Raw genomic sequence first — 11,794 nt, 5'->3', positions numbered from 1 at the left:
TGACAGGGATTATGCTTTTTTATCTGTTGATGATGACAACGACTCTGATGGGGACTCCGGCTTCATGATGGTATTCTCATTGACCACCTCATCAGAAGAGGCTGGCATTTGCTCCGCTGGTGAAGCCTCTTGTTGCTCGTTTTCCGTAGCATCTTTAGCATACGGGCGCTGGACATCTTGAGCCGCTTTCTTTAATGCATCGATAGAGGATTGCAGCTCAGGTGACAGGTTTTTCATCCCCATTTGCTCAGCCTTACGTAAATTATCTTGCAGCTCTTGAATTTTAAGCTCTTGTGATAATTCATCTTTTACCGTGTTGGCCATGGTTTTCGCCGTGCGAACAAATTTGCTCACACTGCGTATCGCCACCGGTAAACGTTCCGGACCTAGCACCACCAGCGCGACAACCGATATTAATACCAGCTCCCAAAAACCGATATCAAACACCGATTAGCCCTGCTCTTTGTCTTTTTTAGTTTCCGCTGTTTCTACACTGGAATCTACGTTATTTTGATTTAGTGATTTCGCATCAAAGTCAGCATCTTTCGTTGCAGGCTTATCTTTGTCATCACCCATCGCTTCTTTAAAGCCTTTAACCGCAGAGCCTAAATCACCACCGATACCACGTAATTTTTTCGTACCAAATAACAGCACTACAATCACTGCGATAATTAAAAGTTGCCAAATACTGATTCCGCCCATTTTCTTACCTCGGGTCAAATAAAAATAAACACATCATAGTGTGTCAGGTTTATAGTTTAATTACGATAAGTGCGCCAACTCGCTAACCAAAAAACACAGCCAATTAGGGCAAAGCCACAAGACAATTGATGATGCCATCCGGTAGCGCTTAACTGTAATATGGTAGAGGATACGATTAATGTCGCCCCTACACCAAATAAAAATTTACCAGTGCTTTGCTTACGTTTTCCCGCCGAATATAGGGCAAAGTAACGTGCTACATTTTGATCTAAGTCACGGCCGCGTTTTAAAGTCTCATACAATAATTCGGGAAGTTCCGGTAACTTTTCAACCCACAGTGGCGCTTTATCTTTGATTGCATTCAATACCGCTTTAGGCCCGACTTGTTCCATCATCCAGTTTTCTAAAAATGGTTTTGCGGTTTCCCATAAATCCAGTTGAGGATATAACTGTCGACCTAAGCCTTCAACATACAGTAGTGTCTTTTGCAAAAGCACTAGTTGAGGCTGAACTTCCATATTAAATCGGCGAGCGGTGTTAAATAAGTTTAGCAGAACATGACCAAATGAAATTTCGCACAATGGCTTAGCAAAGATCGGTTCGCATACGGTACGAATGGCGGATTCAAAATCAATGATATTGGTATCAGCGGGAACCCAACCAGAATCCACATGCAACTCAGCTACTCGACGATAGTCACGATTAAAGAAAGCCAAAAAGTTTTCAGCTAAATAGCGCTTATCTTCATTGTTTAAGGTGCCAACAATACCGCAATCTAAGCCAATCCATAGTGGATCCTCTGGCGAATCCCAAGCAACAAACACATTACCAGGGTGCATGTCTGCATGAAAAAAACTATCTCGAAATACTTGGGTAAAGAAGACGCTCACGCCCTTTTCCGCTAAGCGTTTCATGTTGGTTCCATTGTTGGCCAATCCTTCTCGATCAGACACTTGGATACCATAAATTCGCTCCGACACCATCAAGTGTTCCGAACTAAAATCCATGTACACATCAGGTACATAGAGATCTTTACTGCCAGAAAAATTACGACGCAACTGCAACGCATTGGCCGCTTCCATACGTAAATCCAGCTCACTAAGCAAGGTACGCTCGTATTCTTTCACCACTTCGACCGGTTTTAAACGGCGAGCGTCTGGCATAAATCTCGCCACCATACGGGCTAAGCGATGCATCAGTTTTAAATCAGCCTCAATCACTGGGCGAATATCAGGACGAATCACTTTCAAGACCACTTCTTGCCCTGTATCTTTTACTTTAGCGGTATGCACTTGAGCGATTGAAGCGGAGGCGAGTGGCTCAATATCAAAATCATCAAACCATTGCTCAACAGGCCCGCCGAGGGATTTTTCTATTTGTGCTTTGGCTAAGTGACCATCAAATGGTGAGACTTTATCTTGCAATAAGGCTAACGGATCGGCGATATAATCAGGGAAGAGATCACGGCGAGTCGACATCATCTGTCCAAACTTGATCCACACCGGCCCCAACTCTTGTAGCGCCAATCGAAGACGATCCCCAACCTCTTTCTCTTGATGTTTTTTGCGAATCCAAAACAAACTTTTTAGGCCAAGCCGTGGTAACTTGGTTAGTTCATGTTCTGGCAACAACTCATCGAGGCCATATTCCAATTGAATTTGAATAATTTTATATAAACGCTTCAATTCACGAAATGTCATGCCTTACCTACCAGTTGATCAATTCTTTGCTCTAGCATACCGAGTTGCCCGGCTAATTCATCAACTTGATCGCAAAAATAAGCCACTTCTAACGGGTTAGGTGCGATTTTCCATTCTTCTGTTAGTATGGTTGCGATCTTTTTCTGTTGTTGCTGACAGCCTGTTTTCAACCATTGCAGCGGTTGATGAGCACCTTGCACTACCGTATGAGCAACCACATCACCGGTTACACGAGACAACCATTCTTCAGGGTCAGGTTTAATATCGGCTATCAGTTGAGAAAACTTTTGTGCTAGTTGGATATCGCCTTCTAGCACCAATTTGTCTTGTTTTATCAGGCGGGTAATATTGGATTGATCTTTGAGTTCAGGTAAGACCGATAACTTCAAACTGAGGTAACAATCGGCCTCACCTTCATAGCGACTTAACACATCCACTTGATGACTGAACACGAAGATAAGCTGGCGCTCGAGTTCTTGAACATGAACCGCGATCACTTTACCTTTTAAGCGCAATACTTGTTGTTGATGAGAGGGGTTATCTTGGATCAAACGATTCAGTACCGTTTCAATCGCACCTGTCACTAATGGCTCAAATGGCATAGGGCTTCCTTAGAACTTATATCCACGATGAAGGGCAACAATCCCACCCGTTAGGTCAAAGTATTTCGTTTGTTCAAAACCCGCTTCTTCCATCATGCCTTTTAAGGTTTCTTGGTCGGGATGCATACGAATAGACTCCGCTAAATAACGATAGCTATCGGCATCATTCGCGACTACTTCACCAATACGAGGTAAAAGATGGAAAGAATATAAATCATACACTTTAGACAACACATCAAAGCGAGGCTTAGAAAACTCTAATACCAACAAGCGACCGCCGGGCTTAAGCACTCGGAACATCGAACGCAAGGCTTTATCTTTATCGGTTACGTTACGCAAACCGAAGCTGATGGTAATGCAATCAAAGTAATCATCAGGGAAAGGCAGTTCTTCAGCATTGGCTTGTACATAATGTACGTTACCCACAATACCAATATCACGTAATTTATCACGGCCCACATTCAACATAGAATTGTTGATATCGGCTAAAATCACTTCGCCATTATCACCAACGATTCGTGAGAATTTTGCGGTTAAGTCCCCGGTACCACCAGCCAGATCCAGCACTTTATGCCCCGGACGAACGCCACTGCAATCAATCGTAAAACGCTTCCATAATCGATGTATCCCACCCGACATTAAATCATTCATGATGTCATATTTGGCGGCTACGGAATGAAACACCTCAGCGACTTTTTCTACTTTCTTTTCTTTTGCTACGGTAGAAAAACCAAAATGGGTTGTATCATCTTGTGATTTCGTTTGGTCTGCTTGTGCTAGCTTGTCCGTCATCTTTTCCATTACTCCAACTTCGGCGCTGATGTGAGCTCATTAATTTGCGGTTAGTTTACTTTATCCTCAACCGCTTGTCTGTTGTTGTCTAAGTCATTTTGTGTAATTTCATGACGGATATTCTTTTTCACTTCGACCCCAAGGCTTTTAAAACTTTCCGCTTGGCGGATCAAATTTCCGCGTCCAGTCGACAATTTATTCATCGCCCCTTGATAGGCATTTTGGGCGCGAGTAAGAGATTGCCCAATGCCTTCCATATCATCAATGAACAAACGCATTTTGTCGTAAAGCTTACTGGCCCGTTCCGCAATCAATTTTGCATTTTGATTTTGTCGTTCATTGCGCCATAAGTTATTAATCGTACGTAAGGCCACCAATAAGGTAGTAGGACTCACTACAATGATATTCTGCTCCATCGCATCACGAATTAAGCTCGGATCTCGCTCCACAGCTAATTGAAACGCAGGCTCTATCGGAATGAACATCAAGACATAATCCAATGATGTGATCCCGTTTAAACGGTGATAGTCTTTTTGGCTCAATTGTTTGATGTGATTTCTGACTGAGATTAAATGATCATTTAACGCCTTGGCTTTTTGCTCATCATTCTCGGCATTAAAATAACGCTCAAATGCCACTAACGTCATTTTTGAATCGACGACGACTTGTTTTTCCTCTGGCAGGTTCACAATCACATCCGGTTGATAGCGCTTACCTGACTCATGATTCAAGCTGACCTGAGTTTGATACTCATGGCCTTCTCGTAAGCCAGAATCTTGCAAGACGTTGGCTAACACCACCTCGCCCCAATTTCCTTGCTGCTTATTATCCCCTTTTAATGCTTGGGTTAAATTCACTGCATCTTGTGCCATCTGTTCATTCAATCGCTGCAATTGTTTGATTTCATGAACTAAGGTGTGTCTTTCTTTCGCTTCCGCGTAATAACTGTCTGACACCTGTTGTTTAAAGCCCTGTAATTGTTCTTTTAGTGGATTTAATAACCCCGCTAAGCTTTGTTTATTTTGCTCATCAACACTTTTAACTTTCGTTTCAAATAACTGATTCGCTAGGCTCTCAAATTCCACTTTTAATCGCTGCTCAGCTTGTTCCAACAGGCGTAATTTTTCTTGGTTAGAGCGTTTTTCTTCATCATGCTTGGCTTGTTGTTCTCGCAGTTGTGATTGCAGTTCATGATAGTCGGCCATCAATTGTTCTTGTCGAGTTTGCAGTTGATGACGTTCTTGCTGTAATTGCTCAAAATGCTTCAACCTTTCATTGGCCGCCATCAATTGACCAAAGTTATTTCTCGCTTCAAACTCAGATTTGTCTCGTTCTATATCGAGCTGATCTAGCTCTTGTTGTAGCTGCTGATTTTGTGTTTGTAGCTGATGAATATTTTCACTATAGCGTTGGAGCTCGGAGGTGTGTTGTTGCTGTAATAAAGTGAGCTGATGTTGGTATCGACTTCTTATCCAAAACTGTGCGCCGCCCATCAGGATGACAATCACAATTAGAAATGACCACACTAACTCACTATGATTGATAATCCATTGCATATCTGCCCTTACTCAGTTTATTTTTTCGATTATTGAGATCATATAAAATACTGGATAAATGTCCAGTCAGGAAGACAGAAAGGACGTCATCAATATGAAAACACCGGCGAATACAGAGCGCAGTGCTTTGTTATTTGGCTTAGCTGCGGTGCTATTATGGTCAACCGTTGCGACCGCTTTTAAAATAACGTTAAGTGAATTTACCCCAGGACAAATGCTGTTTGTCGCCAGTGTCGTTTCGGTGCTTGTGCTGTCTGTGATTTGTGCGTTAAAAGGCACACTTCGTCAATTAACCACCATCTTTTTAAGTAACCCGTTATACTTTCTTTTGCTCGGGTTAATTAATCCGTTTGCTTATTATCTCATTCTATTTAAAGCCTACGATTTATTACCCGCCTCTCAAGCTCAGCCTCTCAATTACAGTTGGGCCATTACACTAACCTTAATGGCAGCGGTATTTCTTGGGCAAAAAATTCGTAAGCAAGACTGGCTTGCCTGTGCATTGGGTTATTTGGGGGTATTAGTGATTGCAACCAAAGGCGATCTCTTGGCCCTGTCTTTTGAGAGTCCACTCGGTGTCGGCTTGGCTTTACTCTCCACCCTGCTGTGGGCAAGTTATTGGATATTAAATGCCAAAAATAAAGCCGATCCGATCATCGTGGTGTTGTTAGGCTTTATGGTCTCCCTGCCTTTTTCCGCTACCTTAGTCTGGTATGAAGGCATCCAATGGGCAACCATAAGCATGAAAGGATGGATAGCGGTCAGCTATGTTGGTTTATTTGAGATGGGTATTACTTTCGTACTCTGGTTAACGGCATTAAAAAAAACCAGTAATACCGCTAAAGTGAGTAATTTAATCTTTCTATCCCCTTTTATCTCATTGATTTTATTATCTCAAATTCTTGGCGAGATTATTTATCCGTCCACCATTATTGGATTGATATTAATATTGAGCGGATTAATCGTTCAGCAAATAAAATGGAATAATAAATCATGATTAAAAAAGAGTAACACAACGGAAGTTATTTATTTTTTTCCATATAACGTTGTAAATCTTCAACTGATAAACCTTGCGCTTTCAGTTTTTCAGCCAGCAACTGTACTTGTTCGCCCTTACGAGAATCGGCGATAACTTGGAATTGATAAATAATATCTCGTAGTACATCCAAAGGTACTTGCTTTGCCGCACTGCGAATGCGTTCTTGGCTTTGGTTACCTAATTCCGTTAATAACTTTCCAAACATGACTTTTTCTGGACTTTCATCCAATTGCTCTAATATACGAGCCATTTCATAAGTAGTCAGAGACATAAATTATTATATTTTCCAGTGATTGTTAGAGGGATGTGGCTAAGGTATAAACCACTTGAAAGGCACTTGTAAATATACGCTTGAATTTTATTTTATAAAACAAAAAATACCAATACCTTTAAGTGTATTTGTTTAGTATCGCCATTTAATATCATATAAAAGAGATAACTCTCACTCTTTCAGCAAACCTTTACAAAGTTTTACGCCAACGCTCCAGCAATTTTAAGTTTTTACTGCTAACACGATTACAGTATTTAGTCAGAGTGATACTATCTAGCCAAAGCGCTCCTATTAATGCGCCTGGTTTGTCACTAGCAAACCAATAAATCAATAAGGATGATTCAGATGCAAAAAGACATTTCTCAACGAATTCAACAGCTTCGTGAATGGCTAATTCAAAACCAGTTCGATGCCATTATCATTCCTCACGAAGATGAATTTTTAGGTGAATACATTCCAGAGCATAATGAACGTTTAGCTTGGATCACCGGCTTTGCAGGTTCAGCTGGTGCTGCAGTGATCACTCAAGACCAAGCCGCAATGTTTGTCGATGGCCGCTATACGGTGCAAGTAACAAAACAAGTTCCAAGCCATATTTTCAGTTATCACCACCTGATTCAAGAACCACCATTACAATGGATTAAAAACAACCTAAATGAAGGCAGCCGTCTTGCGATTGATACCCGTATGCATTCGGCAACTTGGTTTGACAGCGCTCAAGATTGTTTGTCAGAAACGATCTCGATCGTCACGATCGACCAGAATCCAATTGATCTTCTCTGGCAAGATCGTCCGCAACCATTCGAATCACCTATCCGTCTTATGCCATTGGAAACCGTCGGCCAGTCTTCTACCGATAAACGTCATGAGATCGCACAAATTATCAGTCAAAAAAATGCCGATGCGGTGTTACTCACTCAGATTGATTCTATTTGTTGGTTACTCAATATGCGCGGCCTTGATGTACCACGTCTGCCCGCGGTGTTATGCCATGCAATCTTGCATCAAGATGCCAGCGTAGAGTTATTTTTAAATCCGCAGCGCATCCCAACGGCATTTACTCAACACGTTGGTGAGCAGGTTTCAGTCTTAGACACAGACCAATTAGCAAGCTCATTACATTCTCTACAAGGCAAAAAGGTCTTAGTGGATCTGAATTCAAGTAATGCTTGGTTTAGCCAACAATTAACGGCTGCTGGCGCGATCATTGTTGCTGATAGCGATCCTTGTCTCCTACCGAAAGCGGTAAAAAATTCGGTCGAAGCGCAAGGGATGATCAATTGTCATGTTCGTGATGGTGCGGCAATGGCCAAATTCCTTTGTTGGATAGATGAAGAAGTTGCCGCTGGCCGTTTGCATAATGAAGATGAATTAGCCGAAAAATTACATGACTGTCGCCGTCAAGATACCAGCTTAGCTGATTTAAGTTTTGATACTATCTCCGCAGCAGGTAGCAATGCCGCCATGTGCCATTACAATCATGCAGACCAAGCGGAATTTGGCACATTAGAAATGAACAGTTTGTATTTAGTTGATTCTGGTGGTCAATATCCAGATGGTACAACCGACATTACTCGTACGGTTGCCATTGGTGAACCCAGCGCTTTCATGAAACAACAATTTACTTTGGTTCTAAAAGGACACATCGCCTTAGCCACCGCACGTTTTCCTACTGGCACCACAGGCAGTCAGTTAGATGTATTAGCTCGCCAATATTTATGGGCGCAAGGCTATAATTACGATCATGGCACTGGGCATGGTGTTGGCCATTTCTTAAGTGTCCATGAAGGCCCTCAACGTATTTCTCCTGCTTATAACGGCGTTGCTTTACAAGCGGGTATGGTTTTATCTAACGAACCTGGTTATTACCGTGCTAACGAATTTGGTATTCGTATTGAAAACTTAGAGTTGGTGACAGAACAAGCCACCCAAGGAGACTTTTCGGTTCTTGGTTTTGAATCGCTGACTCGCTGCCCCATTGATGTGCGTGCGATAGACGCTTCATTATTAACAACAGCAGAGAAAGCTTGGCTTAATGATTACCACCAGAAAGTCTGGAATGAGGTCAGTCCTTTAGTAGAAGGCAAGGTTAAACACTGGCTACAACAAGCCACTCAAGCCATTTAAAATTGCTTTTTTGTGCAATAAAAAAGCCCGTATAGTGGAAACCATACGGGCTTTGTTTCACGTGAAACACTCAGTTAAACATATGAGAGCATTGTCTTCATCCTGAATACGCTGGGTGCCAATCCGTCCAAACAGCTTCATAACCTTTTTGCTTCAAGCCCTGAACAACCTGTTCAGCAGTTCGCTCGTCACTGATTTCGAACTGTTCTAATTCCACTTCCCCATTGGCGTATCCACCTGGTTGAGTTTTTGACGCAGCCGAAATATGAGTGATTCCTAATGGTAGAACATTATCTCTAAAGCTCGCTTGTTCACGAGTCGATAATGACAATTCCACTTCAGGACTTAATAACCGAAACGCACAAATTAACTGGACCAGTTGTTTGTCGGTCATTACTGACTTAGGTTGCATCGCACCAGCGCAAGGTCGAAGTCGAGGGAATGAAATTGAATAACGAGTTTGCCAATACTGTTTTTCTAAGTACTTCAAATGGGTGGCAGTAAAGAAGCAATCGGTACGCCAATCTTCAAGCCCTATCAAAGCTCCAATACCAATTTTGTCGATACCCGCTGCTGCAACACGATCCGGTGTTTCTAAACGGTAATAAAAATCCTGCTTATTGCCTCTCAGATGATGCTTGGCATAAGTACGAGGATGATAGGTTTCTTGATACACCATCACCGCATCCAATCCCAAAGTTTTGAGCTCAGCATACTCGGCCTGATCAAGCGGCTGCACTTCCATTGCTAAATAAGAAAATTGCGACTTAATAGTTGGTAACATGGCGCGAAAATAATTCATGCCCACTTTAGTTTCATGTTCGCCGGTCACCAATAAAATGCTATCAAACTTCATAGCTTTAATGGCTTGAACTTCGTCCTCAATCTCCATGCGGTTTAACGTCCGTCGCTTTATTTTGTTTTCCATCGAGAAGCCACAATAAGTACAAGCGTTAGCACACAAATTAGAGAGGTATAACGGAATATACAGTCCAATATTATGACCAAATCTTTGACGGGTAAGCGCATAGGATTTTTGCGCCATCGATTCGATATAAGGTTCCGCTGCACTCGAAATCAACGCCGCAAAGTCATCCAAATCTAAGCGTTCTTTAGATAAGGCCAACTCCACATCCTGAGCAGTTTTGCTATGAATGGATAAGGCGACATCATCCCAATTTAATGTGTTAAATATTTGGCTAAAAGTCATCACTCATCACTCCAAAAATGACGTTAATGGACTGGTAGCACTTGCCTGTGAGTGACGAACGCCAAGACCTGCTAGATGAGCAAGACGCCCTGCTTGTACCGCTTGTTTAAAGGCGGCCGCCATCTGCATAGGATGAGGTGAGGAAGCCATAGCGGTATTCACTAATACGGCATCAGCGCCTAATTCCATAGCATAAGCCGCGTGAGAAGGCGCGCCAATCCCCGCATCCACCACCACAGGGACATTAGCTTGTTCGATGATGATTTTTAAAAAATCTTGTGAGGCTAAACCTTTATTTGAACCAATCGGAGCTCCCAATGGCATCACCGCTGCGCAACCCACTTCCTCTAAGCGTTTACATAAAACAGGATCGGCATGACAATAAGGTAAGACGATAAACCCCAGCTCTACCAGTTTTTCTGCCGCTGTTAAGGTTTCAATAGGATCGGGCATCAAATATCTAGGGTCAGGATGAATTTCCAATTTCACCCAATTGGTTTCTAACAACTCGCGAGCTAATTGAGCGGCAAATATGGCCTCTTTCGCCGTTTTCGCTCCAGAGGTATTGGGCAATAACTGAATATTAGACTGTTGTAAGGGACGAAGAATATCATCGTTTTGATGCTGTAAATCGATGCGCTTTAATGCCAAGGTCGTAAGCTGTGAACCGGACGCCTGTAACGACTCCAACATTAACTTTGAATTGGCAAATTTCCCTGTTCCGGTAAACAAACGGGATTGAAATGTTTTATCACCAATGACCAATGGATCGGAGCTTAAATGATTCATTCCATTATCCCCCTGCAATCATAGTGAATATGGCCACATCATCACCTTGCTTTAAGGTCGTGCTAGGCCAAGCCGATTTAGGAATAATGTCTTGATTGATGGCAACCGCAATTTTCTGCTCTTCAATTGCTAAGCTTAATAAAAATTGCTCTAAAATAATCTGATCATTGGTAATACTTGTGACTTGTTGATTCACCGTGACTTGCATGGTGCATCTCCTTAGATTCTTCCCTGTGTTGAAGCTTTGTCATTTAGCTTCCACACACTGGACAATTTGGCGCTTTGGCAATATTAAATCGTTGCCAAGCCAAATTTTGTCCATCAAATAAATTAAACACTGCTGGCTTAAATTTTTCATTACCAGTGAGATATTTAATGGCTTCAAGCGCTTGTAAGTTACCTAGCGTTCCCACCACAGGACCTATCACTCCGGATTCAGAACATTTTAAACCAGCACTATTATCTTGATATGGCACAGCACAGTGGTAACAAGGAGAAGGTTGTTTTTTAAAGTCAAAACTCATCAATTGACCTACCCAACCAATGGCTGAGCCAGAAATCAATGTGGTTTTACTTTGTTGACAAGCTTGATTAACCGCTTGACGAGTCGGAAAATTATCGCTGCAATCGAGTACAACATCGGCCAGCATCACTTCTAAATTCAATTGCGCATCTTGTAAGAAAGTACTCACACTGCGCACTTTGCAATTTGGATTTAATTGCTTCAGTTGCTCTGCCATTGCTTGCGCTTTGTTTTTTCCTAAATCACTGTCACGGTACACTACTTGGCGCTGCAAATTGGAGGTCTCCACCGCATCACCATCAGCAACCACCAAACTACCAACTCCAGCTGCCGCCAAATACAGAGAAGCAGCCGAACCTAAACCGCCACAACCGACCAACAAAACTTTACTTGCCATCAAGGCTTGCTGCCCCTTTTCTGATACTTCTAGCACCATGATTTGTCTTTGATAGCGTTGAAATTGTTGGTCGTTCATTGTGTGTC

At 42.3% G+C, this 11,794-nt stretch carries 13 protein-coding genes; 2 read left to right on the top strand and 11 right to left on the bottom strand.

The window, feature by feature from the left end; genetic code table 11:
* Positions 1-9: 9 nt before the first annotated feature.
* Genes tatB through rmuC form a run of 6 tightly spaced genes read right to left on the bottom strand, consistent with a single transcriptional unit; the run spans position 10 to position 5,352 of the window.
* A complete protein-coding gene (tatB, locus tag VCA1004_RS00495) occupies positions 10-447 on the bottom strand; it encodes a Sec-independent protein translocase protein TatB (RefSeq protein WP_086981928.1) in 438 nt (145 codons plus the stop codon).
* A 3-nt stretch (positions 448-450) separates the two neighbouring features.
* A complete protein-coding gene (tatA, locus tag VCA1004_RS00490) occupies positions 451-702 on the bottom strand; it encodes a Sec-independent protein translocase subunit TatA (protein ID WP_086981927.1) in 252 nt (83 codons plus the stop codon).
* 56 nt (positions 703-758) lie between these two features.
* A complete protein-coding gene (gene ubiB / locus VCA1004_RS00485; RefSeq protein WP_086981926.1) occupies positions 759-2,402 on the bottom strand; it encodes a ubiquinone biosynthesis regulatory protein kinase UbiB in 1,644 nt (547 codons plus the stop codon).
* The gene (locus VCA1004_RS00480) at positions 2,399-3,004 is read right to left on the bottom strand and encodes a ubiquinone biosynthesis accessory factor UbiJ (protein ID WP_086981925.1); all 606 of its coding nucleotides are present in this window, start codon (positions 3,002-3,004) and stop codon (positions 2,399-2,401) included. Before VCA1004_RS00480 ends, ubiB begins: the two co-directional genes overlap by 4 nt.
* A 9-nt stretch (positions 3,005-3,013) precedes the next feature.
* On the bottom strand, positions 3,014-3,796 hold the full coding sequence (gene ubiE, locus VCA1004_RS00475; protein WP_086981924.1) for a bifunctional demethylmenaquinone methyltransferase/2-methoxy-6-polyprenyl-1,4-benzoquinol methylase UbiE: 783 nt from the start codon (positions 3,794-3,796) through the stop codon (positions 3,014-3,016).
* A 50-nt stretch (positions 3,797-3,846) separates the two neighbouring features.
* Positions 3,847-5,352, bottom strand: coding sequence for a DNA recombination protein RmuC (gene rmuC / locus VCA1004_RS00470; RefSeq protein WP_086981923.1), 1,506 nt, complete (start codon positions 5,350-5,352; stop codon positions 3,847-3,849).
* A 94-nt stretch (positions 5,353-5,446) separates the two neighbouring features.
* Here rmuC and VCA1004_RS00465 point away from each other — a divergent pair, with 94 nt between their 5' ends.
* Complete coding sequence (locus VCA1004_RS00465) at positions 5,447-6,349, top strand: DMT family transporter (protein WP_086981922.1); 903 nt, start codon at positions 5,447-5,449, stop codon at positions 6,347-6,349.
* A 25-nt stretch (positions 6,350-6,374) separates the two neighbouring features.
* Here VCA1004_RS00465 and tsrA read toward each other — a convergent pair whose 3' ends face one another.
* On the bottom strand, positions 6,375-6,662 hold the full coding sequence (gene tsrA / locus VCA1004_RS00460; RefSeq protein WP_086981921.1) for an H-NS-like global regulator TsrA: 288 nt from the start codon (positions 6,660-6,662) through the stop codon (positions 6,375-6,377).
* Positions 6,663-7,007: 345 nt separating this feature from the next.
* On the opposite strand from tsrA, the gene VCA1004_RS00455 reads away from it, so the two are divergent.
* Positions 7,008-8,789 carry an aminopeptidase P family protein gene (locus tag VCA1004_RS00455; RefSeq protein WP_086981920.1) on the top strand — a complete coding sequence of 594 codons (1,782 nt, stop codon included), beginning with the start codon at positions 7,008-7,010 and terminating at the stop codon, positions 8,787-8,789.
* A 97-nt stretch (positions 8,790-8,886) separates the two neighbouring features.
* On the opposite strand, the gene thiH is transcribed toward VCA1004_RS00455, so the two are convergent.
* From thiH to VCA1004_RS00435, 4 genes are read right to left on the bottom strand one after another with little or no spacing between them, the layout of a single operon-like run.
* Entirely contained in the window at positions 8,887-9,999 is a 1,113-nt protein-coding gene (gene thiH, locus VCA1004_RS00450; protein ID WP_086981919.1) for a 2-iminoacetate synthase ThiH, read from the bottom strand.
* A 6-nt stretch (positions 10,000-10,005) separates the two neighbouring features.
* On the bottom strand, positions 10,006-10,788 hold the full coding sequence (locus VCA1004_RS00445) for a thiazole synthase (RefSeq protein WP_086981918.1): 783 nt from the start codon (positions 10,786-10,788) through the stop codon (positions 10,006-10,008).
* Between the two features lie 4 nt (positions 10,789-10,792).
* Positions 10,793-10,996 carry a sulfur carrier protein ThiS gene (thiS, locus tag VCA1004_RS00440; RefSeq protein ID WP_086981917.1) on the bottom strand — a complete coding sequence of 68 codons (204 nt, stop codon included), beginning with the start codon at positions 10,994-10,996 and terminating at the stop codon, positions 10,793-10,795.
* A 43-nt stretch (positions 10,997-11,039) separates the two neighbouring features.
* On the bottom strand, positions 11,040-11,786 hold the full coding sequence (locus VCA1004_RS00435; RefSeq protein WP_086981916.1) for a HesA/MoeB/ThiF family protein: 747 nt from the start codon (positions 11,784-11,786) through the stop codon (positions 11,040-11,042).
* Positions 11,787-11,794: the final 8 nt, after the last annotated feature.

The sequence above is a fragment of the Vibrio aphrogenes genome (assembly GCF_002157735.2).
Taxonomy (GTDB): Bacteria; Pseudomonadota; Gammaproteobacteria; order Enterobacterales; family Vibrionaceae; genus Vibrio; species Vibrio aphrogenes.
The sequence above is the reverse complement of the archived record's forward strand: the minus strand, read 5'-3'. Positions and strand labels throughout refer to the sequence as shown.

Bases quoted from the DNA above. Each gene is read 5' to 3' on its own strand.
- VCA1004_RS00455 (WP_086981920.1), top strand. From the start codon at position 7,008: ATGCAAAAAGACATTTCTCAACGAATTCAACAGCTTCGTGAATGGCTA.
- ubiE (WP_086981924.1), bottom strand. From the start codon at position 3,796: ATGACGGACAAGCTAGCACAAGCAGACCAAACGAAATCACAAGATGAT.
- rmuC (WP_086981923.1), bottom strand. From the start codon at position 5,352: ATGCAATGGATTATCAATCATAGTGAGTTAGTGTGGTCATTTCTAATT.
- ubiB (WP_086981926.1), bottom strand. From the start codon at position 2,402: ATGACATTTCGTGAATTGAAGCGTTTATATAAAATTATTCAAATTCAA.
- VCA1004_RS00480 (WP_086981925.1), bottom strand. From the start codon at position 3,004: ATGCCATTTGAGCCATTAGTGACAGGTGCGATTGAAACGGTACTGAAT.
- thiH (WP_086981919.1), bottom strand. From the start codon at position 9,999: ATGACTTTTAGCCAAATATTTAACACATTAAATTGGGATGATGTCGCC.
- VCA1004_RS00435 (WP_086981916.1), bottom strand. From the start codon at position 11,786: ATGAACGACCAACAATTTCAACGCTATCAAAGACAAATCATGGTGCTA.
- tatA (WP_086981927.1), bottom strand. From the start codon at position 702: ATGGGCGGAATCAGTATTTGGCAACTTTTAATTATCGCAGTGATTGTA.
- thiS (WP_086981917.1), bottom strand. From the start codon at position 10,996: ATGCAAGTCACGGTGAATCAACAAGTCACAAGTATTACCAATGATCAG.
- VCA1004_RS00465 (WP_086981922.1), top strand. From the start codon at position 5,447: ATGAAAACACCGGCGAATACAGAGCGCAGTGCTTTGTTATTTGGCTTA.
- VCA1004_RS00445 (WP_086981918.1), bottom strand. From the start codon at position 10,788: ATGAATCATTTAAGCTCCGATCCATTGGTCATTGGTGATAAAACATTT.
- tsrA (WP_086981921.1), bottom strand. From the start codon at position 6,662: ATGTCTCTGACTACTTATGAAATGGCTCGTATATTAGAGCAATTGGAT.